General features: G+C 61.9%; 23 protein-coding genes and 1 pseudogene. 9 read left to right on the forward strand and 15 right to left on the reverse strand.

The features are described 5' to 3' along the window. The first annotated feature begins 193 nt into the window (after nt 1-193). The 3 genes and pseudogenes from E3O42_RS10385 to E3O42_RS10395 all read left to right on the forward strand — a co-directional run bounded on the left by E3O42_RS10385 (nt 194) and on the right by E3O42_RS10395 (nt 1,304). Nucleotides 194-424 (forward strand): annotated as a pseudogene (locus E3O42_RS10385) (glutaredoxin domain-containing protein). 46 nt (nt 425-470) lie between these two features. Further along, the gene (locus E3O42_RS10390; RefSeq protein ID WP_134453876.1) at nt 471-839 is read left to right on the forward strand and encodes a single-stranded DNA-binding protein; all 369 of its coding nucleotides are present in this window, start codon (nt 471-473) and stop codon (nt 837-839) included. Between the two features lie 57 nt (nt 840-896). Then, nucleotides 897-1,304 carry a hypothetical protein gene (locus tag E3O42_RS10395; protein WP_198414113.1) on the forward strand — a complete coding sequence of 136 codons (408 nt, stop codon included), beginning with the start codon at nt 897-899 and terminating at the stop codon, nt 1,302-1,304. A 100-nt stretch (nt 1,305-1,404) separates the two neighbouring features. Here the strand turns inward: E3O42_RS10395 and E3O42_RS10400 are convergent, their stop codons facing one another. From E3O42_RS10400 to E3O42_RS10420, 6 genes are all read right to left on the reverse strand, one after another. Further along, complete coding sequence (locus E3O42_RS10400; protein ID WP_134453877.1) at nt 1,405-1,659, reverse strand: hypothetical protein; 255 nt, start codon at nt 1,657-1,659, stop codon at nt 1,405-1,407. A gap of 753 nt (nt 1,660-2,412) precedes the next feature. Then, the gene (locus E3O42_RS10405) at nt 2,413-2,661 is read right to left on the reverse strand and encodes a hypothetical protein (RefSeq protein ID WP_134453878.1); all 249 of its coding nucleotides are present in this window, start codon (nt 2,659-2,661) and stop codon (nt 2,413-2,415) included. 55 nt (nt 2,662-2,716) lie between these two features. Next, complete coding sequence (locus E3O42_RS10410; protein ID WP_134453879.1) at nt 2,717-3,406, reverse strand: hypothetical protein; 690 nt, start codon at nt 3,404-3,406, stop codon at nt 2,717-2,719. 60 nt (nt 3,407-3,466) lie between these two features. Beyond that, on the reverse strand, nt 3,467-3,616 hold the full coding sequence (locus E3O42_RS18015; protein ID WP_166787961.1) for a hypothetical protein: 150 nt from the start codon (nt 3,614-3,616) through the stop codon (nt 3,467-3,469). 200 nt (nt 3,617-3,816) lie between these two features. Next, nucleotides 3,817-4,845, reverse strand: coding sequence for an Abi family protein (locus E3O42_RS10415; protein WP_134453880.1), 1,029 nt, complete (start codon nt 4,843-4,845; stop codon nt 3,817-3,819). Between the two features lie 239 nt (nt 4,846-5,084). Beyond that, nucleotides 5,085-6,116 carry an arsenic resistance protein gene (locus E3O42_RS10420; RefSeq protein WP_198414114.1) on the reverse strand — a complete coding sequence of 344 codons (1,032 nt, stop codon included), beginning with the start codon at nt 6,114-6,116 and terminating at the stop codon, nt 5,085-5,087. 60 nt (nt 6,117-6,176) lie between these two features. On the opposite strand from E3O42_RS10420, the gene E3O42_RS10425 reads away from it, so the two are divergent. After that, on the forward strand, nt 6,177-6,512 hold the full coding sequence (locus E3O42_RS10425; protein WP_134453881.1) for a hypothetical protein: 336 nt from the start codon (nt 6,177-6,179) through the stop codon (nt 6,510-6,512). 34 nt (nt 6,513-6,546) lie between these two features. Beyond that, nucleotides 6,547-6,822, forward strand: a complete 276-nt coding sequence (locus E3O42_RS10430; RefSeq protein WP_134453882.1) for a hypothetical protein — start codon at nt 6,547-6,549, stop codon at nt 6,820-6,822. Here E3O42_RS10430 and E3O42_RS10435 read toward each other — a convergent pair. The 6 genes from E3O42_RS10435 to E3O42_RS10455 form a co-directional block, all read right to left on the reverse strand. Then, nucleotides 6,809-7,273 (reverse strand): MerR family transcriptional regulator, encoded by a 465-nt coding sequence (locus E3O42_RS10435; RefSeq protein ID WP_134453883.1) that lies wholly within the window; start codon nt 7,271-7,273, stop codon nt 6,809-6,811. The two genes, E3O42_RS10430 and E3O42_RS10435, sit on opposite strands and share 14 nt — an antisense overlap. A gap of 1,362 nt (nt 7,274-8,635) precedes the next feature. After that, nucleotides 8,636-9,265, reverse strand: a complete 630-nt coding sequence (locus E3O42_RS10445; protein WP_166787963.1) for a LysE family translocator — start codon at nt 9,263-9,265, stop codon at nt 8,636-8,638. Between the two features lie 836 nt (nt 9,266-10,101). Next, nucleotides 10,102-10,257, reverse strand: a complete 156-nt coding sequence (locus E3O42_RS18020) for a hypothetical protein (protein ID WP_166787964.1) — start codon at nt 10,255-10,257, stop codon at nt 10,102-10,104. Nucleotides 10,258-10,462: 205 nt separating this feature from the next. Then, on the reverse strand, nt 10,463-10,612 hold the full coding sequence (locus E3O42_RS18025; RefSeq protein ID WP_166787965.1) for a hypothetical protein: 150 nt from the start codon (nt 10,610-10,612) through the stop codon (nt 10,463-10,465). Then, nucleotides 10,609-11,703, reverse strand: a complete 1,095-nt coding sequence (locus tag E3O42_RS10450; RefSeq protein ID WP_134453886.1) for a CU044_5270 family protein — start codon at nt 11,701-11,703, stop codon at nt 10,609-10,611. Before E3O42_RS10450 ends, E3O42_RS18025 begins: the two co-directional genes overlap by 4 nt. Next, nucleotides 11,666-12,259: an RNA polymerase sigma factor gene (locus tag E3O42_RS10455; RefSeq protein WP_241984765.1), complete on the reverse strand. Its 594-nt coding sequence runs from the start codon at nt 12,257-12,259 to the stop codon at nt 11,666-11,668. The genes E3O42_RS10450 and E3O42_RS10455 overlap by 38 nt, the downstream gene beginning before the upstream one ends. Before the next feature lie 394 nt (nt 12,260-12,653). Here E3O42_RS10455 and E3O42_RS10460 point away from each other — a divergent pair, with 394 nt between their 5' ends. The 4 genes from E3O42_RS10460 (at nt 12,654) to E3O42_RS10475 (ending at nt 16,170) form a co-directional block, all read left to right on the forward strand. Further along, the gene (locus tag E3O42_RS10460) at nt 12,654-13,871 is read left to right on the forward strand and encodes an MFS transporter (protein WP_134453887.1); all 1,218 of its coding nucleotides are present in this window, start codon (nt 12,654-12,656) and stop codon (nt 13,869-13,871) included. A 305-nt stretch (nt 13,872-14,176) separates the two neighbouring features. Then, nucleotides 14,177-14,596 carry a hypothetical protein gene (locus E3O42_RS10465; protein ID WP_134453888.1) on the forward strand — a complete coding sequence of 140 codons (420 nt, stop codon included), beginning with the start codon at nt 14,177-14,179 and terminating at the stop codon, nt 14,594-14,596. A gap of 49 nt (nt 14,597-14,645) precedes the next feature. Further along, nucleotides 14,646-15,200 (forward strand): hypothetical protein, encoded by a 555-nt coding sequence (locus E3O42_RS10470; protein ID WP_134453889.1) that lies wholly within the window; start codon nt 14,646-14,648, stop codon nt 15,198-15,200. Between the two features lie 373 nt (nt 15,201-15,573). Then, nucleotides 15,574-16,170, forward strand: coding sequence for a recombinase family protein (locus tag E3O42_RS10475; RefSeq protein WP_134453890.1), 597 nt, complete (start codon nt 15,574-15,576; stop codon nt 16,168-16,170). An 86-nt stretch (nt 16,171-16,256) separates the two neighbouring features. Here the strand turns inward: E3O42_RS10475 and E3O42_RS10480 are convergent, their stop codons facing one another. The 3 genes from E3O42_RS10480 to E3O42_RS10490 all read right to left on the reverse strand — a co-directional run bounded on the left by E3O42_RS10480 (nt 16,257) and on the right by E3O42_RS10490 (nt 20,275). Next, on the reverse strand, nt 16,257-17,303 hold the full coding sequence (locus E3O42_RS10480; RefSeq protein WP_134453891.1) for a PDDEXK nuclease domain-containing protein: 1,047 nt from the start codon (nt 17,301-17,303) through the stop codon (nt 16,257-16,259). Nucleotides 17,304-18,613: 1,310 nt separating this feature from the next. Further along, the gene (locus E3O42_RS10485) at nt 18,614-19,234 is read right to left on the reverse strand and encodes a DUF4232 domain-containing protein (RefSeq protein ID WP_166787966.1); all 621 of its coding nucleotides are present in this window, start codon (nt 19,232-19,234) and stop codon (nt 18,614-18,616) included. A 402-nt stretch (nt 19,235-19,636) separates the two neighbouring features. Then, nucleotides 19,637-20,275 carry a recombinase family protein gene (locus E3O42_RS10490; RefSeq protein WP_134453893.1) on the reverse strand — a complete coding sequence of 213 codons (639 nt, stop codon included), beginning with the start codon at nt 20,273-20,275 and terminating at the stop codon, nt 19,637-19,639. Nucleotides 20,276-20,532 lie beyond the last annotated feature (257 nt).

Below are 20,532 nucleotides of genomic sequence, written 5' to 3' on the forward strand. Positions count from 1 at the left end.
CTGTGATGTTTGCGCCTGTCTAGCCGTTCACCGTAGTTCGCTGCGTGCCTCTCGTTCCAGGCTTTCGCGGCATATCCTCACTCGCTGTGCTCGCTCCGGTATTCCACGACCCTGCACTACGGCACTCCCGCTCTCAATCGATTCCCTTTGCCAGACAGGCACAAAGAATTGTTGGTGGGGAAGGGACAGGGACATGAGTGAGTCAGTGGTCGTCTATACGTAGCCAGAGTGCCAGCCGTGTCGAATGACGAAGATGAAGCTTGACCAGGAGGGCATCAGCTACGCGGTCGTCGACTTGTCGCAGGACGAAGCCGCGCTCGAGCACATACGGGCGCTAGGACACCTGCAGGCACCCGTCGTCGAGACGGAATCCACCAGCTGGTCCGGATTTCGACCAGAACTCATCACCGCACTAGCCGAATAGCTCGAACCCGTACCTAACCGCACAACCCATCGAAGGAGCAGAACCCATGTCAACTCAGCGCACGATCACTGGGAACCTCGCCGCCGACGTCGACGTAGTGAAGGCCGGCAGTCTCAACATCACGAAGTTTCGAGTCATCGAGAACACGGGGGAGTACCGCGCCGGAAGGTACATGGAGCACGTGGACCCTACGACGCATTTCGTTGAAGCCAAGTTCGAGCTGGGCGAGAACGCAGCGGCAACGCTCCACAAGGGAGACGCGGTGATCGTCGTCGGCCGAGAGCACACCAACAGCTGGGGCCCCGAAGGATCCAAGACCTACGGCCGCGTCATCAACGCCGACTACATCGGCGCCGACCTCAGCCGCGCCGTCGCGCAGATCCGCCGCAACAGCAAGCCCGACGACCAGGCCTAACACCCGTGGGCCGCCAGCCGGCGGCGACACCGCACGCAATCGACAGGAGCACCGCAGATGACCGGCCACGATGACAATCACGAAACCGCACCCGACATCATCGACGATGCGGTGGCACCCGCGATTCAGTACGCAGACCAGGCAAACGAGTCCATCAGGGACCTGACGCACGCAACGATGCTGCCCGCCCAGCTGCCCGCGCCACTCGTCTACGAAGTTCTGGGGAACCTCAAAGGCGTCGGCAGCAGGCTACCTCAGGCCCTCCAACAGCTGGCGAAGGGCCTGGGCCGGTCGATCGACCAGTACGACGTCTACGAAGACGACGCGAGCGACCCCGTGCAGAGTATCGCCACGGCGACCGACCATCTGACCCGCGCCGCCCAGCTGGCCGATCAGCTCGGTGACGAGCTGGCCAAAGCCCAAGCGGCGATCAGCCGCCAGGGCTACCGCACCCGCACTGAATAAACACCCCTCGATTGACCCGGCTCCGCCAGGTCACGAGCCCACAAGCACGCCCCCGGCCGCCCTCTCTCCCGGCCGGCGGTGTTTCTCTGCCCGGCGCCGGCTACGGCCGCACGGCGCGGTTGCGCATCAGGACCACGAGCTGCAGCAGGATCCCGGCCACCAGGAACATGCCCGCGTCACCGCACGCCTGCAGCAGATACGACGCCCAGCCGTCGTGCACCAGGTGCACGAGCACTAGACCGGCGATCACCACGCCGGCCAGGAGGGCGACGGCGCGCAGAAACGCGGCGACCCTGTAGGCAAACTCACCCCAGGGAGACGCCCAGCGGCTATGTGCGCGACGTTGCGGCTTCATTGGGCCATTGTGAGCCGACTTGCTGGCATCCGCCAGGAGCCGTGCTCAGGGTCGGCTAGAGCCTCCACGTTGCTCGCCGGTGCTCGCTGGTGCGCAAATTCCGGGACACTTGCTGCCATGCGCGAAATAAGTTGGCTCGACGAGCACGTTCCCGATGAGCTTCGGATGGCGCTCGGAGACCTAGTGATCGTGGCCGCCGACGTTGAATCAAGCGCGTACGCCATCGCACGCATCTATCGAATCCCTAATCCGCAGTCCCTCTCGGCGAAGAGCATCATCGGAAAATTGGAGGCGCGAGTTGGCGATCACGGTATCCCGCCGTGGTCCGACGTCGAGCGCAAGCGATTACTCGCGTGGTGTCATGCAGCTCGGCTTCTTCTTCAGAAGCGTGACGTACTAGTGCACGCGAGCGTCAGTATCGGGAGTGATCGCCCGGACGGGAAGAGCAACACGATCCGATGGTCCCTGCGCGACAACTCCCGGATAGACAGCGAAGCCCACCACGTGGAGCGGCTGGTGGGCCTGCTTTTGAGAGTGCGTAGCTGGGGCCTTATCTTGGATCACCACCTCCGCTACCCGGACCCGGGCGGCGGTCGGATGCAACCGGAGTACGTGACGTTTGGCCGAGCCGTCGTACCACCGTTTGAGGTACCTGCCGCGTGGTCAGAGTGGGCGGAACGAGCAGTTCTAGGAGTAAGAACTCACGACTAGCAGAGTGGGCTAGCTGGCCGTAGGGCGCCCGCCGGCAGGTCGTCAGCGAAGCTTGTTAAGGATTTCCGACCGATGTTCGGGGACCGCGAAGGACGCAATGCCCGCAGGGTCAGCCGCGCTCGGGTGATCTTGTGTAAGGAGCTGGACAGCGTGGGCATCGTTGCGCACCTGGTCGGCGTACACCAACGCCCCTTTGCTCTCAAGAAGGTCCGCCAGAGCAAGGAGAATGGCCGATCCGTCCTCCACGCGACGAAGTTCGGAAACGGAGAATTCACTAATGTCGATTGCCATTCGCCGACGTTAGCGGCAGGCGCCGACATGCTCAGTACGACGCCAAGCAGCCCCGCTACTCACTTGTGGTTGCGTCGAGAGCATCCATGGCGGCAGCCCAGGGGAACGCCTCGATCGCTTCAGGGAACGTAGGAGCTGTCACGCGCTCGGCAAGAACCCGTCGTGCGGTCATGCCGAACAGGTTCAAGCTGCACGTGTTGGTCGCGGGGTCGGTAGAGAATTCCAGGCGCACGGAGTGGCCCTCGATGGACCCGAACACGACCGCACCGAAGGGGCCGGCAGGCTGCGCCATCGCCGTGACGAACTCGGAACCGCTCTGAGTCAGGTGGGCATTGATCAGCTCGACAAGCGGCTTCGTGTCCCGCACGCTGACCATATCCACCGATGGCCGCGGGGGAGCGGGCTGCGGTGGGCTCTGTTTTGCCGCTGCGCGCTCAACAGCCGGCGCCCATACCCAGGCGCGGTGAATACCGGCATCCTCCCACTCGACGTACACGGCACGAGGGGTCCATGCCAGGGCTAAGCCGTGAACATGACGAGCTATCGCGGGGTATCTCACCCAGGCGAGAACGTGCTTCGGTTCGCCGGCTAGGGCCGCCGGCAGGCCGCCAAGCTCCGGGGGAGTGAGGCTGTACGGGCGCACGACAAACTCGCCCCCGTGGTCGGGCTCGACCTGCACGAGGGAGTCGGCGCGCACCGTCTGATGCGGGTTCGAGCTGCTGGCACGTCCGGTGCCCGAAGCCATAAAACCATAAGAACATAGTTTCGAATGCGGGGTAGGACCCCGCAGTCGGCCACCTGGTCGCTACCGCGCAGGCCTAACGTAAAGCACCAGGTGGTCGGCGGGGATCGTGCCGCGCAGCTGCTCGACGGCCGCCCAGCTCTCCGACGCTTCGACTGTGGCCGGCGTGGACTCATCCGCGTCACGCGGCCGGTGTGCGAGGTCCCACTTCATCCCCCCCCATTATCGCCACCGTCAACACCCATCGAGCTAGACCAGGCGCACCAGCTCACACGACGGGCACCGCCAGAACGGGTTGGCCGGCGACCCCGTGGCCAGCATCGGAACTAGGCACCGCTCGCAGTTCGGGGGAGCACCCAGGGAGTCCGATTCCATGCCGGCACCATACCCGTACGGCACGCGTGAGAGGTGGGCTAAACCCAGAGATCGTCCTTCTCGAAGTCATTCGGTGCGTCCATCTCAATGATCCAGTCGTCATCGCCGCTCATGATGTGAGCTTTCAAGCGAGCAGGGAGGCCTGAATCCGGTTGGATCTTTTTGACGAGATAGGCAGAGTAAACAAGTGCTCTGTAGATCTTTGAATCGTCCGATCCGACGAGAGCCGTGAGTAGCTGAGGGTCACCCTGCTTTGATAGCTTTATGCCCGTTCCAAAGGTCCTGTTCCAAAGTCTGTTGTGATGGGCGCACGCGTTTCGGATCACCGTCATCTGCCGCAAATAACTAGCCAGGACGTCCTGGTTCAGCCCGCTGTCGCTAGCAATGGCCTTTCGGAGGCTGTCTATCTTTAGGTTGTCAAACCACTTGGAGAGCAAGCCCAGACTCATGACTTCGGTTGCCATCCATACCGGTGGGTAGTCGTCGCTGTAGTTGCGAAAGAAGCTCTCAATGAAGACTTCGGTGGGGGGCGCAAGTCTCTCCCCAAGCTTCGCCTTGTCACGCTTAAGTGCTCCGGGGTTGGCGAAGTACCTGGGGTCGACGTACGCCATGGGGCCGAACTTGTTCGCAAGGTGATTGGTGAACTGGCTACGAAACCAAACTTCGACAATCTGAACGCATTCGAGAAGTAATCCGCGCAGCTTCGCATCGAACTCATAGAGGCGGATCACGTCGTCGAGTGTCGTACCTTCTCTTAGGGCATGAGAGGCATCGGAAGTCTGAAACCACCAGAGGTAGCCAGAGAGGCGATAGTAGCTAGTGCGGCACAAAACTTGTTCGAGTGCGGCGGTGTCGCAAGTAAGTCCGCGCTCCATGATTCGGGCGCATTGCTGAGCGACGGTCAGAGTCTCCTTGTCGAAAGGAACTCGGGTCGCTACCAGCGTCGACGGCACAACACTCGTCAAGAAAACTCCCCCATGAGCAAAAAGAAACCCGCCTATTTGAGGTGCTTGGAAGCATAGCCTTGGCGGGTCTTGTTGTTGCCATAGTACCGCATAGTGGCCCATATGCGTTACATCGGTGCCACAGCGGGTGGCCACACCCGGTGGCCACAGTCGGTGGCACCAGCGGACTCCGAACACAGAGGCAACGCCGGAAACGATCGTTTGCTGGTGTCTGCCGGGTCCTTTGGAAAGGAGCGGTCACAAACGTCTCAAAACTGCTGTCCACAAAATTGCTCGAAATCAAGATGCCGCGTTGGGTTTTGAAATGGACAGGGGTTCTGACACCCGTTTCGGCAACGGCCTCATCTGTGGATGTTCCACGGGGCCCACCGTGCCGGCGCGAGGTTAGCTGATGATGAGGGCGAGGGAACGGCTCTTGTCCGGGTGAGCGATGGGACGAGGCGAACGAAGATCACCATTCCTATCAACTCGACGAGCGTCTGCGTCACAACGGCAAGAGGGGCGATAGCCAACGATGCCGGGAGCGCCAAGGCGAGAGGGAGCACGACCAAGGAGTTGCGGGTCGATCCGCTGAAGGCCACCGCGCGCGTTGCTGGCACGTCCAGGCGAGCCATCCGGCCGGCGGTGAGGCCCACGAACAGCATGACCGCCAGGAACGCCACATACAGCGGCACGACCCGGAGGAGGGCGACCGCCTGCCCGCCGACGGCGGCGATCTGGGAGCCGATCACGACCGCGAGCGTGAGCATCATGAGGGGCACCATCGCCGCCGCCATCACGACTTCGATCACACGGCCAGCGCGGTGCCGGCGAGCGACGGACTGAATGATCGCGGCAGCCGCAAGCGGTGCAACGATCAAGATCAAGAACGCCTCCACGAACGGTTCGATCTCGATCAGCTCCACGGCGTCGCCGCCCGCGAACAAGAGCAGGTAGACCGGCAGCAGCACAATCTGTAACAGCATCAGCAAGGGCGCGGCGGCCAGCAGACGCGCCTTCGCCCCTCCCGCGAGGCCGGTGAACACGATCACGTAGTCGATGCACGGCGTCAGCAGCACCAGAAGGACCCCGAGGAGAAGCCCGCGGTCGTCGGCAACGAAACGCGACAGCCCGAACACCACTAGCGGCGCGACAACAAAGTTGACGATCAGAACAGTGCCGAGGAACCGGAGGTCGCGGAACGACCGCGCGACCTCAATGAGAGGAACGCCGAGGAAAGTCGCGAACAGGAGCAGCGCGAGAACCGGATTAATGGCTACTGTCAGGGTCGGCGCGACTGCCGGAGCCAGCGACCCGACCAGACCCCCGAGAACGATTGCGGCGACATAGAGGGGCACCTGGTGGCGGTCCCACCACTCCGCGATCGTCTTCACCCGCCTCAGCCTAGGGAAGACCTTGACCTTGAAGCAGAATGAAGCTTTACCGTGGACAGCATGACCGAGCTGAACTGGGCACCCACGAGCTGCACCATCCCAACCGTCGAGCAACCACTCCGCGAAGAGGAATTCGCCGCGCTTTTCCGGGACGCCCTCACCGGGATCGTTCGATCAGATGCGACCACGGCCGTTTTTCGGTTGCATTCTGAATGCAAAGGCCGGGCACGCGACCTCGCCGCGCGCGAGACGTCATGCTGCTCGTTCTTCACCTTCGCGTTTGACGACCGCGACGGCGAGCTGGCCATGACGATCACGGTGCCCGAGGCGCAGACGATGGTTCTCACGGCACTCGTCGACGCAGCCGCGCGGGCTGCGCAGCTAGCTGGCGCTTGACCTTCGAGCGGGTCGAAGCTCTACCGTCACTTTCATGACTCGATCACGAACTTTCCCTGGTATCGCTGCGATTGCGGCCGTGGTGCTCGCCTGCGCCGCGTGCTGCGCCGGCCCCCTTCTCGCGATCGTTGGCAGCATCGGGGCGGCATCCGCGATCGGCGCCCACTGGCTGCCCGGCCTCGCACTCGTCGCCGTGGCCGCAGGCGCCACAGTAGCCGTGCTCCTGGTGCGTCGACACCGCGTAAAGGCGTGCGTGCTGCCGACCGAACGCTCAACGGCGGGCCGGCCCCGCGACCTCAGCGTGCGCTGAGCCCAAAGAGCCGGGCACCCACCGGCGCGTCACCGATGCCGCCTGTGAGCACGACGCAGGCGCACGCATCTGTGCACGGCCCGGCCGGGGGTGCCTCGGACAGCCGAGCGGCCGCATCTTCCAGCTCGTGTGAAAGCCGGGTCAGGTCCTCGATCTGTGCCCGCGTCTCGGCCAGCCGTGCCGCGACCAACGGTTGCATCTCGCTCTGCACGTGAGCGCACACATCCGACTCGCGCGCCACCACAAGATCTTTGACCTCCGCGAGGCTCAGATCCAGTCGCTTCGCCCCGGCGACGAACAGCAGTCGCTCGACATCGGATTCGGTGTACATCCGGTATCCGTTCGCGGCCCGCTTGGCGGGGGAGAGCAGCCCCACACTTTCGTAGTAGCGGATGGCGCTCGACGCCAAACCCGTGCGGCTAGCTACTTCGGAAATCCGCAGATCAGTCATGCACTAACCGTAAACGTTCTAGCCGCTTGAGGGCCTAGTGTTTCCGGTTCTAGCAAATATCCGGCTCCGTTAGCTGTCGTTGTGAGGTCGCAACGCGATCCATAATCCGCATCGTCGGCAGATGAAGCCAGCCCTTCCCAACGCGTGCAATTGGTGACGCTGCAAAGTTCTCCCGCAGCAGGAGCAGACGTCGGTCGACTCAGTCTTCACGAGACGCGATTGCCTTCATGAGTTGCTCAGTTGTAGGGAGGCCCGCTAATCCTGAGGGGGTGAAGTAGATCCGGCAAGCAAGATCTGTTGTTCTGCCGTCTGTGGCAAACAGGTCTTCTCCGTTAAGGGTGAATGTGGGGGAGCCGGCAAACGGCACCTTGGCTGCGTCTTCAGACGTCCGCAGAAGCCGGTAAGCGACCGCTATGTCAGGGTTCCCGGTGTTATCAAGGGCAGCCTGTAGGCGGTGGCCAGCCTCGACCCAATTCGGGCACTCATCGATATGCAGTATTTCGATCCTCATCTACCCATCATCCTCCCGACTCAGAAACGGGGTGGCCTGGTACAGAACTGTCGAAATCCTCCAATTGGCGCTGCGCTGCCAGAATTGATCGTTTGCGAGCACATCGGCGGCCCCGCCGCTGTGCGTGTGGATTGCAGAGGTAAATGGGGGCTTGCATCCCATGGGTTATTGGTCGCTTTGGTTACGAGACACATCAACTTTGCGAGCTCCATCGCTTGACCGCTCGCTAAATGCGTGACGCGGGAGTCTTAGGAGTCCCTCGCGGCACGTGTTTCTGGATTCGTTCGAAGATGGAACGTCAATGATGCTCCGTATAGGGCGATGACGGTGCCTACGACCCAAACCGTGGTCGCGGGCCAATTGCTGTTCTGCACGGTTTGCGGGCCGATCGCGTTGTTAGGGCTGTCGTAGGTGCAATTCACGCCGAGGGGCATGAATGTCCGTTCGCCTGTAACTCGGGTGCCTTCGTTGAAGGGGCCGCCAGACTCGGGAAGGTGCCTCGAGCGCGTGCACTGGACGGCCGGAAGTTCCTTGCCGTCAAGAGTGATCCCGGCCAAGAATGCGCCTAGGGCGAGCAGGCCGAATACCGTGAGCATAAGAAGCCCTAAGAGCCGACGAAAGCGTGAACTCGTCATGCCGCAACCCTATTGGCCTCTATCGCCACAGCGTTGTTGTTGCCTCGATACCCATGGGTTACGAGGCAGTTGGGTTGCGAGACACAACTCCGTGCTGGCTCGCGTCGACCAGTGTCGTTGTCCGTGCACGGCTGGGCGAGTCCTAATACTCGGCTACACAGTTCGCCGGGCCCGCTGTTGGCATCGAGACTCAGGAGAAGCGGCTGGCGCGTGGCTTTATGCGCGGCGCGCAGTGAGCGAATATGCCGCGAGCCCGAAGAGGACAGTTCCAGAAAAGCGCTCCATGGTCTTCATTTTAATGCCAGGTAGGAGACGTCGGACTCCGCTGCCGGTCAGGGCCCAGATCAGGTCCGGGAGCGATGCCATTGCGATGAAGATTAGTCCGAGGACGCTCATCTGCACCCAGGCGGGGCCGGCGCCTTCCTTCACGAACGGTGGCAAGAACGAAAGGAAGAACACGGCTGTTTTGGGATTGAGCACCCCGACGAGTAGGCCGCGCTGGAAGGCCTTCGCGGGTTGGACCCTTGCACCGGTCGTCGCGAGGTCCGCGAGCAACGTGTTATTGCGAGAGCGCCATGCTTGGATGCCCAACCAGATCAGGTAGCCCGCCCCCAAGACCTTGACAACGGTGAAAGCCGTCGCGCTGGCCGCGATGACCGCCGAGATGCCGATGACCGCGGCTAATACGTGCGCGACGTATCCCAGCTCAACTCCCGCGACTCCACTCAGTCCCGCTCGACGCCCCGAGCTCAGGGTGGTGGTGAGGATGAACGCGACAGAAGGGCCAGGCGCCAGGACTAAGGGGAGGCAGGCTGCCATGAAAAGGAGAAAAGTGCTCGTCTGCATTAGGTGCTCTCCATCCGTCAGGTGGGGCGAGGCTATCAGCACAGTTGGTCGGCATTGTTTCGTGTCGTAGTCCCGAAGATGCAGTCGCCAAAGGACTGGTGCCAGCTGTCTCAGTACGCATGGGATACGAGGCATTTAGGTTACGAGACACTTCATCGCGTCATGGCCGTACCCGGCGGAAGGATCGTTTGTGGCCCCCATGCGTTTCTGCCGAGACGGCGAGGTCTGCGAATACCTCGCCGCGATGCCGCCTCCGGACCCATACAATCCCTTCATGGTGACATCACGGCGAGGGGACCAGTTCCGACCGGATTGGCGAACCGAATTTGCAATCCAGACAGGTCGACAACCGCTAGAACCCATTCCCGCACTCCTCATGCTGTCTTTTCGAGGACTCCTGCTCTGGATCCTCATCCCGCTCGGATTCGTCGCCTGGGTGCTCGGGTCGCCGTGGTTCCTGCTCAAACACATTTCGCTCGGCCAATTCCTGGGCTGGCTCGATTTCAATCTCTGCGTTGCGCTCCAGCTCGGCCCACTACGACCTTTCATCGCGAAGCCACGAGTCAAATGGGTCCCCGGAAGCAAGATGCACCAGACAGAACACCGAATACGGATGCTAGATCTCTGGTGAACCGACCACTGGCCCGTCACAAATCCGCAGGGTCACCAGTGAGGCCCAACAGTGCATTAATCGCGATGCCCTGGCTCCAAAACCAGCTAATGCTGGCTACTGCACGTGTAACAAGCTGCACTGTCAATGTCTCGCAACTCATGGGTTTCGAGGCATTTGGGTTACGAGACACTGCTGACGAACTCGACCCAGCGGGAGACCAGCTCTACTGGTGACCCTTTGAGGCGGCGATCGCATGAGGCTTCGCACTCTTTTGTTTTCCCCAACGGATAAACAACGCGAGAGTAACCACGATCCCGACCACGATGACCACATGTACGACCATCCAGAAGTTCCACCAAAACAATGAACCGAATTCCATGTCAGCCACCTCAGATCACAGGCAGCGGTCTGGCCTAGCCCGAGCCTACAGCTGGCCCGCTGCCAGAACCCTTCATCGGTGGCGAGAGCTGCCGCCGTTCTCGATCGGCTCGACGGCGGATTGCTGTGCTGGCCGATGACCGTCTTGATACTCATGGGATATGAGGCGCTTGGGTTGCGAGACACTTTCAGTGCTCACGAGCGCTCTAGTTCTTCAGGAGCGCAATCGTGGTCTGCTCTTCTGACGAAGGCTCCGCCAGCTTTTGTTTGATCAGGGCGGTTACATCGACGGAGTACTCCAGCCTGAGGTCGACACCGGCCGGGTCGGGCATTGAGGTCTGGTTGCGAGAGATCATCCCGGCATGCCCATGTGTCCGTAGGGGTTGCCGCCGGTGGGGGCGTCGTCCACCACAGTGGTGGTCACGGACGTCCATCCCTCGGTTGTTCCCGCAGGGAACAAAGACACACCGTCGTACTCGACAACGACGTCACGTTCCCCGATAAGCTCACCATTTTCAGGATCGATAATCAGGTCTTCTCGCCATGCTGAACCGGGTTCATTACGTCCGATGGCGATTCCTGTGCGTCCGTTAAGCGTTGCAGCTCCCTCCGTGACCGTGACGCCAGGAATCATGGCCGCTGCCTCGTAGAGCGCCCCGCGCAGATCAGCGGGAACCCCGCCACTGCGCAGCATGAGACGAATCCACTCGAACGCTGCACCGTCGGGCGACGGCCCCTGACCCAAATTGGTGCGGTAGATGTTGTTGAGGAGCTGGTACGGGTCGCGAGGCAACGCGTCGCGCATCGCCAAATCAGGGCCGGAACCCCCGTAGAAGGCTCCGCCGGGCGCTCGCACGTTCTCCTGGTAATCGGGGTCGCCCCGCTTTGCCAGGCGCTGGGCCCAGTCCGCTTGCATTGCCGCCTCGGACTCGGGCCCGAACGATTGATACGGCTTACTCATGCCCCTCATCCAGACCCAATCGTCATTGAGATCGGCCGGGATGTAGAGCTGATCCTCGCTGATCGTAAGGGCCCCGATCTGGCGGTTGTCGGTACCGGTAGCCACAGTTCCACCGTAGACGGCGGTCGTTTCCACCCGGAGGTATTGCCCGGGAGCAAGAACGGGGTCTGACGTAGCGATAGCCAGCGCCGATGCTTCGCGGAGCACCGCTGCCGCTGCGGGATCTGCGCCGCCGCGCCAGCCGGCAAGCCCGACCAAGTCGCTCATGATCAGGCCCGTCACGAGCGTGGCGGCCACGGCCGTGCAGGCTGCCGAGTAACCGATTCGCCGCAGAACGGGTCGACGTCTGATGACCGCCGGGCTGGGTGCCGGCCGCCGGGATTCGTCAATGTGCGCCAGCAACGCCGCACGACCAGAGTCGAGCGCTTTCCGACTCGGCCCGGTGGGGTCAGTACGAGCGCTGCGCAGCAGTGTCAGTTCGTCCATGAAAGGTCTCCTTATCGGTAGCAATGTCCAGAGCAGAGCGAAGCAGTCGACGCGCCCGGTTGAGCCGGGAACGCACGGTGCCGAGAGGAATTCCTAAGGCATCGGCGACGCCCTGGTAGTCGAGATCTCCCCAGGCGTAGAGCAGCACAGCGTCGCGGTCACCCGTGGACAACCGACGCAGCGCGCCCTCGATTCGTTTGGCGGATCGCGCCGCATCCATCCGAGCGCCCGCCAGCTCGATTGCGTCAGGCACGACGTCAGCCGCGATTCCAGCGACCATCCCCTTCCACGCGACTGCTTCCCGCCGGGCATGCTGCTTCAGCAGCGTTGTCGCGATGCCCAGCAGCCACGGAAGAGCGCTGGTCGCAGATGCGTCGAACGCGCGACGCTTGTCAAAGGCGACTAAAAAGGTTTCGGACAAGATATCGTCCGCGACCTCCGCGCCGATCCGGCGAGCCGCGTATCGGTGGATCGTCCCCGCATGCCGGTCGTACAGCGCCGCAAATTCTTCTGGGCTGCCGATCGATCTCTCGATCACCTCGTTGTCTGTGCTCACACTAGGTATTGCTCATTCACCGATAAATAGTTCACTATTCGACCCTAGAAGCTGAAAACAGATTTGCTACTCGCCTTTGATCCGCCGCGCCCCGTCCGAGACGCGTCTCACCTGAGAGCGTTGCCTCAGCGTCTCGTATCCCATGGGATGCGACGCACGGAGGTTATGAGACATACGGGCAAAACACCGACATGATCTGGCCTCTCGTTAGGCTGGCGTCAATGTTCAGTTTCATTGTCGCCTTTTCCTAAGGTCCTGCGACCCGCCCCTCGCAGCTCCCAGTGCCGGCCCGGGCGGGTTTGAGCGCGCCATTTTCGGTGCGCAGACCCTGTAAATGAAGGTTCTCCGCTCGTCATGCAGACGAGTGTCGAGGGCCCCTTCGTCGGAGACCGCCATGTCCAATGAACAATTGTCCTATCGAGCCGTTCTGCGCACTTCTCACGTCACACGCTCATTTATCCCAAGCATCATCGGGCGCCTATCGCTCGCCACGTCTGGCCTTGCCCTCGTGTTGCTTCTAGAACAGTCCACGGGGTCGTTTGCAGTCGCGGGAACAGTCACCGCTGTGCTCGGCATCGCGAATGTTGTGGCCACACCCTGGCGGGCGCGGATCATCGATCGCCATGGGCAGACCGGTGCTCTCCTAACCCTTGGAATGGGGCACGCGGCGGCACTCGTGGCTCTAGGGCTCACCTCAGCCGAAGGATTGCTAGTCCTGCTGCTAATCGGCGGCATCGCCGGCGCGACGTCACCGCCCTTCGGCGCCACAATGAGAGTGCTCTGGTCCTCAGCGCTGCCGGTAGGTAGTCGTCGCACGCGCGGGTTCAGCCTCGACGCCGTAGCCGAAGAGCTAACTTTCGCGGTCGGGCCACTCGCGGCCGCGCTTCTTGCCGTGATCGTTGACCCGCTGGCGTCGCTTATTCTGTCCGCTGGCTGCGTTGCAATCGGGTCGGTACTGTTTGTGTCCAGCCCGCTCTCTCGCCAACAGCTAGGCTCCCGCCTGGTAGCCGGCTCTAGTTCGCAACCCGCCCGCTCTCCGTTCCGTTCTCGAGGCTTTGCGCCGGTGGTTTTTGCCATGATCGCCCCCGGTGTCATTCTCGGTTGTGTCGAGATCGCAGCGCCAGCTATAGCTGATGCGGAATCCAACACGGTGCTGGCCGGTGTGCTGCTCGCACTTTTCGCTGGCGCAAGCGCGCTCGGTGGCCTGCTGTACGGCCGAGTTCAAGCGCGATCAGCTCTCGAACGTCAATTACTCGCACTTGCTCTCGCATTGTTGCTTATTTCCACGATCACAGGCCTAGTCGGCGGAACCATCGCTGCCGTTATCGGATTCACGCTCAGCGGCCTTTTTCTCGCTCCCGTGCTCATCGTCGGATACCTCGCCGCTGACCTGCGCAGCGACCCTCGCGTGCGCACAGAGGCGAGCAGTTGGATCAACACCGCACTTAACTTAGGTGCAGCGGTAGGGGCTGGAGTCTTCGGAGCCCTCACCGATGCCGCCGGCCCTGGGCTTGCACTTGCATTGAGCTCCGCCGTGGCCGGAGTCGTCCTGACCGCCTGCGCTCCAGCGCTCCTCCGCGCATTCCTCCCCGGAAAGTCGGAAACTGGCTGATGCCAGGTCATCGGTTTTTGTGCGCCTCGCCGCCGGAAGGATATCGAATAGTTCACACGAACGGGGTTTGAGTGCCTTCCCGCAGCAGTCGGGCGGCAGAAGGTGTCAGTCGTCTCGTATCCCTACAGATGCGAGACAGGTCCAGATTAGAGACAAGTCACCTGCCGCGCGTCGAGTGGACAGGCGATCTCCTACGTCTCGTATCCCATCGGTTATGAGGCGCCCGCGTTACGAGACACTGTGGTCCGTGGCCAGATACACTCGGGGGCGCTCCGAGCAGGCAGCGAATATCAAAGGTGGATGCAATGATCGATCCCGTCCCGGTGCGCACCCGCGAAAGGGTTCCGGGCCCCTCCCTGGTGCGGACCGTGTACGTCACCTTCATTTCCGCGGCGCTGACCCTAGCGTCGGGAATCGCGACGATGGTCGCGATTGTCGTGACCCAATCCACGTTTGACAACCCCGTCGTGGCAACGCTAGCCACGATCCTGGCAGCATGTCTTGTTGGTGGAGTCGCATGCACGCACTTCGCGAAACGGGCTTCAAAAGCGGAGACCGCGGCGGGCTACACGACGAGTCGTTTTGGGTACCCCCAACTAGAGTTGGTTGACCCGTCCACCAATCTCATTGTTCGGGCCGCAGGCGAGCCCCTTATCAGCCGGGAGGAATACCGGCGCCGCGTGCAGGCATATCGGACCATGGTTCTGGAGTCTGATGACGCTTAGGTCGCTGAGGTGGGGGATTGTCGCGCCGTACGCGGCTATGTTTCTGGTGTTGACGTGGCTGACCGGCCACCGGATCCTGCGGGCCGCGGACGGTGACAGCGGCAAGGCGACGATGTTCTTCGGCTTCTTCGTCGGCGCCCTGGTAATGACTGCCGTGATCATCGGTCTTCTGGATCGAGCAGGTGCGTCGACCGCCCGGGGCCTCCTGGCGTTCTTGGAGGACAATTATCCCGGCCAGGCGTATGCGGTATTCAAGTCAGAGGGTCTCAAAGAGGACGTGAGCAAACTCGCCCCCTCACCCCAGGCCGGCACCTGGCATGCGCGAACGATGTATGCGGCTCTTACTGTGGACGCGAAGTTCATCACGCTCTGGGATGGGTCGCGCGACAAGGCGACGATGGTCGCACGCATCGAACGAACGGCAGTCACCGCGGTGAAGGCGGCGTCGGAGCCGCTCCAAATCCGCACAGCTCCAGCGCTCGCTCTAACGATTCAGCAGGCCCCGATGCCGCTCCAAATTACCGTTTCTCCCGCGGCTGTCGGAAACCTAATCTTCCTGCCAGTTTCCGACCTTTCATCCCTCCGCGCTGCGATCTTGAACTGATAACCGGCATCGGCCATCGGAAGCCAACATGCTCAACCGTCTCGTAACCCTAGGGATACGACGCGTCTCACCGGAGCAACCGGCGCCCTCTCGGGATCCTCGGAATCTCAGTTCGCGGTAAATCTCGCAACCATGTTGCATAACCTCCTGGTCGGATATCGGTACTCGCCGTTAGTTATGAGACGCGATCAGGACAGACAAGGTCAGCAACCTGCAGTCTCAGAAAAGTACAGCTTTCCAAGACGCTCGATCCCCCACTCCCCCAATGGCCCCCACCCCAAGGTGGCGGGCCGCTCGATGTCCCATAAATGTGTCTCACCGTAGAACGTCTCAGGCGACTGGCGAGGCGGGGTTTGTGAGGCACAATGGATGAATGAGGCATATTGGGTACACGCGTGTGAGCACATCGAGCCAGGATGCGCAGCTGCAGCTCGACGCGCTCGTCAATGCTGGAGTGCAGAAACGTGACGTGTTCGCTGACGTCACGTCAGGGAGCAAGGCCGCGATCGAGCGGCCCGGGATGAAGAAGCTCCTCGGGTACGCCGAACCTGGTGACACGGTCGTCGTGTGGCGAATCGACCGGCTCGGCCGCTCCCTCATCGACGTCCTGAACACGGTGAACGTGCTGCGCGAGCGCGGCGTCCAGGTGCGATCCATTTCGGATGGCATCGACCCGGCGACGTCGACGGGCCGGCTGATGCTGAACATGCTCGCCACCCTCGCCGAGTACGAGCGCGAACTTATCGTCGAACGCGTCAATGCCGGAATTGCCGCCGCCCGGCAGAACGGGACGCGCTTCGGTCGTCCACTGTCCGATCCGGTCGTGATCGCCGACAAGCTCCAGCTCGTAGCAGAAGCCCGAGCAAAAGGCCGCACCGCCAAGGACGCAGCGCAACTGGTCGGCTGGAGCCGTGCCACCCTTTACCGTCACCAGCAAGCCAAAGCATCCCTCACGAGCACGACGCCCTAAGGAAGCCGTCCGACGGCGTAAAGCGGTGCCGGACTCGCCGGGACGCACTGCTTGGCGACACGCTCATCCTTCGAGGACGAGCTTGCCTATTCCGCCGAGGGCTCCTCAGCCCAGTCGAGAGCGGCAGTGAGTTTCTCCTCGTCGGGCAGCGCGTTGCGCTCGGCCGCCGGCAGGGTGTCGTAGGTATACGTCGACACGGCCATCGGTGAATCAGTCTGACCCAAGGAGTAACGGACGGTGTGATCGTTGCGGCTGCCGCAGATGAGGATCCCAACCGTTGGATTATGCGCAGGGAGACGGAGCTTGTCGTCGACAACGGCGATATAGAAACCGAGCTTGCCGGCGTACTCGGGCTGGAACTTCCCCGTCTTCAGCTCGACGACGACGTAGCGGAGCTGGACGACGTGGAAGAACAACAGGTCCAGGTAGAAGTCATCCCCGCCAACGTCGAAGTGCACCTGGCGGCCAACGAACGCGAACCCAGCGCCGAGTTCACGGAGGGTTTCCACGATGCGGTCCATCAAAGACTGTTCCAGGTCCCGCTCGGCGGCCTGGTCGGTCAGCTCGAGGAAGTCGAAGACGTAGGGGTCTTTCGCGATCTGCTGCGCGAGCTCCGACTCCGCAGCGGGAAGTTGCCAAGTGAAATTGCTCGGGCCCGACCCGACCCGCTCGTGGGTACGGTTCATAATCTGGTTCATCAACACGTTCCGTGACCACCCGTGTTCAACGGCGGCTTGGGCATACCAGGTACGCGTGCGGGCATCGTCGAGCTTGTCCAGTAGAACCGTGATGTGGCCCCACGGCAATTGTCCAACAGCCTGTTGGACGATTACGCCCTCTCCTGGCCACGCCACCGCGAACGCCCTCATGTAGAAGAGATTGCTGCGAGAGAGCCCTGTCATCTGAGGGAATTCGACTCTGAGATCAGAGGCCAGTCTGCCCACGACACCGCTCCCCCACGCTTGGCTTTTCTGCTGGGTGAGTATCTCGCTCCCAATACCCCAATACAGTTCAAGGAGCTGGGCGTTGACCACCCGCTGAGCCCGCACCTGCGCATTCCGGACGCGCACCTTCAGACCCTGTAAAAGTTCGGCGTATCCCTCAGGGAGGGCGAGCTCGCTGTGCGTGGTCATGTCCTTCATTCTGTCCGATGCGTGCGTCGAGTCGCGCCGGCAGCTGGCTAGATGGTCCTGAGCACCTCCAATGCCCGCGAAGCAACCTGTCGGTGGCTCGCCCTACGGTCATGTCACCGGAGATTCCGGTGCAAGGCGAAGGAGCCTGAAATGCGCGTTCCACCGTATTACTCGACCAATCCGAATGACCCCGACGTGCACCACGTGCACAGCGACTGCCCCTCCGGAAAGCAAATCCCGGCCTCAAACAGGCGGCAAGGCACAAACGACCAGCGACTCTGTCGGACTTGCGCTGGCATGTAAAGATCACGGGTGCGGCCCTGGCTCCGAGCGAGACAGGGCCGCTGCCGGCATCAATTCGTGGGGCCCTTTTTCGATGGGCACGCGAAATCGATCAGCTTCGGCACACAGCCCGCGATGTCTCACATCTAACGGCGAGCACCGTCGACCAAAGCACCAGGTTACGAGACGTAGTCATGAGATTTCGCCGCCGCTCTATTCCAACGCTTGTGCAAGGTTCACACGGCAAAGCACGAGACATCTCACACGCCGCCCATGGGATATAGGACGCTGACGGCCCTCTGAGTCAGCGTGGCAAACCAGGTCGATGCGCCAAATAGCGATCACAGAACGCCGCCATATAGCGCCGAAGGTCACACCGCACCGCGGCGGGGCCGCCGATGTGCGATAGCTCTGACTGTTAGCGCTTTGTGGCGCATCTCCGTCGCGTATCCCATGGGATACGAGGCAGTTAGGTTCCGAGACACTAGAGGTCGCGCCATTGACTGTGCGTGCTAGTTCGCTGTCTGTCGAGGCGGCGCGTTGGAGTAGGACCAAAGGATCATGCTCATCATGAAAGAAAATAAACCGAAAGCGGCCAGAATCAATGCCGCAGAAGAGACGTCCGGGTCAAGCGCGTCGTGAATTTGCGGGACTGAATAAGCCACGATTCCGCATGAAAAGGCAGCGGCCGAGATGAGAGGCGCCGTCGGTCCGAACCGCAGGAAGTGCCAGCGACCTCCGTGTAGCTGTTTTCCTGCGCGCGTCATGCGATCGTTAATGTGTTGGGCAATGAGCCACCAGGTCAAGTTGGCCGGGACAATTGCTAGCGATATAAGGATTATGAGCAGTGACAAGGCTGTATCCGCTGGGCTGACGTAGCGTGGTTCCAATGTCCGGACTCACCGTCCTTGAGATTTGCGCTCGCGATTGGCTAAGTAGGAACCAGTCTCGCAGCTCCGCGAAACCCTTGGCGGCGTCAACCTTCTCTTCCAGAGTGAAGTCGTTCGGAGTTTGTCTTTCTGGCGGAGTCAGGATGCAGGAATGCTTGGCCCTCCCGAGAAGTCGCTCCGAGCGTCGCCGCAGACCTGCAGATCGGCTGGCGCGTCGATGCCCGGGCCGGCACCGTCCGATGTAACGAGCACCCGGATCGTCGTCGCGGTCGTCGGCGTGCAGTCGTACGTGCCGACTTCGGTGAGGAGCGCTTCCACCTGGGCCGATTCGCCTGGGGCGAGCGCCCCGGGCTCGGGCTCGGCGGGGCCAATCATCTTGTCGTCCCTGCTGGTGAGTAGGGTGCCGTCGGCGCTGAGCAACAGCACCCCGGGCCACCCGTAGTACGAGCAGGATTGCTCCGACACGTTCGTGAGCACGATCACGAACCCCTCCCGGTTCGCTACCGAAAGGTCGGGCCGCTCCACGAGCTCGGCGGCGAGCTGTTCGTCCTGACACCGTTCGTTCGGCCAAACAGGATCCGCCGCCTCATTCTTCGGGGTCGCAGTCGGAGTCGCGGTCGGAGTTGCAGCCGACGGCGGCGCACTGACCAGAGTCGGCTCCGGAGCCGCGGCGGCGGGCGCGGCGCAGCCCATGAGAGCGAGAGTGGGAAGCATCAGCAGCGCGGTGAGGGCGATGCGGCTAGTTCGGGTCTTCAGCATGCTGCGAATCCTTTGAACGAAACGGACAGAACTGAGGCGGTCGATGACAACTGTCTCGTTAAACAGCGTCCGGATCTGAGGAAATTGTTCACCGTCAGTGCAGATCACCAGCTGCCGACCCGGAGCCGGCCGTAGCTGCACCGATCGAGAGCGAAACTCGCTCCGCGTCCCTATCTTCCCAGTGCGCTGTAGCCGGCTTCGCCTCCGGAACGCACCCATTTCAGGTGACACAAGAGACGGGGTGTCACCGAACGTGCACCTTTGGGCCCTTCGCAACGCAGTGCGTACATCTGGGGTACACGACAGCCTGACGTCAGATCACGCGGCAGGCCCCGTCTAACTAGGGTCCAGGTCGACTTTATGGACGCCGCTTGACGGCGCCCAAAGAGTTCAACCTGACGGTTATGGGTCAATGGTCGGCGTCAGTGACTGTAGAGCCGCGTCGTTGGATGGCTCCGGTAGTAGCCCCAGGGCGCCTACCCGGCGGTACAAGGTCGCTCTGGACATTCCGAGACTGCGCGCGACCTCGGCCGCTATCTCACCGTGCTCTATGAGGCTGCGGGCGTGGCGGATTTGGCTGTCGGTGATGGATCGCGGGCGCCCGCCCAGGTTCTTCCCGGCGTCGCGGCGCTTGGCGATCGAGTCGATTACGCGCTCTCGCTTGATTTCGTGTTCCATCTGCCCGAGCGCCGCCATGATCGTGAAGAGCATGGAGCCCATGGGCGTTGCTGTGTCGACGTCGCCACCGCCCAGGTTCAGCACCCGGAGGCCGGCGCCACGGCCGCGGAGCTCTTCAGCGAAAGCGAGCATGTTCTGTGTCGATCGACCGAGCCGGTCCAGGGTCGTAATGACGAGAGTGTCGCCCGCCTCGAGGGCCTCAACCGCACGGTCGAAGGACGGCCGCGAGGCGAGGGCACCGGAAACGCCGTGATCGACGTAGAGATCATCGCGGCGAACACCAGCGGACAGAAGGTCTACCTCTTGCCGGTCGGTGAATTGCTGGCGCGTCGATACGCGCGCGTAGCCGATCAGCTTCGTCACGGTGCTCCTAGGGTGTCTCATGACTAACGGTGAGTAACGCAATTCAACCATGTGGTTATGCGACGTAGTTATGCGACTCACCAGGCTGCGAGATTATGCCGATGTCTAGCAGGCGCGGGTTGCGGTCGTGAGACGTCTTATATCCCTAGGGCGAATTCAAACGGTGGAAGCAACAGGGGCTAATTCCTTCCCCGAGACTAGCTCGCTGAGCAAATCGGCTGGGGTGCGGCGTTTGAGGGTTTTGCGGGGCCGCTCGT

It is taken from the genome of Cryobacterium adonitolivorans (assembly GCF_004402695.1).
Classification (GTDB): domain Bacteria; phylum Actinomycetota; class Actinomycetes; order Actinomycetales; family Microbacteriaceae; genus Cryobacterium; species Cryobacterium adonitolivorans.

Coding starts and splice junctions, on each gene's coding strand:
- E3O42_RS10390 (WP_134453876.1), top strand. CDS start 471: ATGTCAACTCAGCGCACGATCACTGGGAACCTCGCCGCCGACGTCGAC.
- E3O42_RS10395 (WP_198414113.1), top strand. CDS start 897: ATGACCGGCCACGATGACAATCACGAAACCGCACCCGACATCATCGAC.
- E3O42_RS10400 (WP_134453877.1), bottom strand. CDS start 1,659: ATGAAGCCGCAACGTCGCGCACATAGCCGCTGGGCGTCTCCCTGGGGT.
- E3O42_RS10405 (WP_134453878.1), bottom strand. CDS start 2,661: ATGGCAATCGACATTAGTGAATTCTCCGTTTCCGAACTTCGTCGCGTG.
- E3O42_RS10410 (WP_134453879.1), bottom strand. CDS start 3,406: ATGGCTTCGGGCACCGGACGTGCCAGCAGCTCGAACCCGCATCAGACG.
- E3O42_RS18015 (WP_166787961.1), bottom strand. CDS start 3,616: ATGAAGTGGGACCTCGCACACCGGCCGCGTGACGCGGATGAGTCCACG.
- E3O42_RS10415 (WP_134453880.1), bottom strand. CDS start 4,845: ATGGGCCACTATGCGGTACTATGGCAACAACAAGACCCGCCAAGGCTA.
- E3O42_RS10425 (WP_134453881.1), top strand. CDS start 6,177: ATGACCGAGCTGAACTGGGCACCCACGAGCTGCACCATCCCAACCGTC.
- E3O42_RS10430 (WP_134453882.1), top strand. CDS start 6,547: ATGACTCGATCACGAACTTTCCCTGGTATCGCTGCGATTGCGGCCGTG.
- E3O42_RS10435 (WP_134453883.1), bottom strand. CDS start 7,273: ATGACTGATCTGCGGATTTCCGAAGTAGCTAGCCGCACGGGTTTGGCG.
- E3O42_RS10445 (WP_166787963.1), bottom strand. CDS start 9,265: ATGCAGACGAGCACTTTTCTCCTTTTCATGGCAGCCTGCCTCCCCTTA.
- E3O42_RS18020 (WP_166787964.1), bottom strand. CDS start 10,257: ATGGAATTCGGTTCATTGTTTTGGTGGAACTTCTGGATGGTCGTACAT.
- E3O42_RS18025 (WP_166787965.1), bottom strand. CDS start 10,612: ATGATCTCTCGCAACCAGACCTCAATGCCCGACCCGGCCGGTGTCGAC.
- E3O42_RS10450 (WP_134453886.1), bottom strand. CDS start 11,703: ATGGACGAACTGACACTGCTGCGCAGCGCTCGTACTGACCCCACCGGG.
- E3O42_RS10460 (WP_134453887.1), top strand. CDS start 12,654: ATGTCCAATGAACAATTGTCCTATCGAGCCGTTCTGCGCACTTCTCAC.
- E3O42_RS10465 (WP_134453888.1), top strand. CDS start 14,177: ATGATCGATCCCGTCCCGGTGCGCACCCGCGAAAGGGTTCCGGGCCCC.
- E3O42_RS10475 (WP_134453890.1), top strand. CDS start 15,574: ATGAGGCATATTGGGTACACGCGTGTGAGCACATCGAGCCAGGATGCG.
- E3O42_RS10480 (WP_134453891.1), bottom strand. CDS start 17,303: ATGACCACGCACAGCGAGCTCGCCCTCCCTGAGGGATACGCCGAACTT.
- E3O42_RS10485 (WP_166787966.1), bottom strand. CDS start 19,234: ATGCTGAAGACCCGAACTAGCCGCATCGCCCTCACCGCGCTGCTGATG.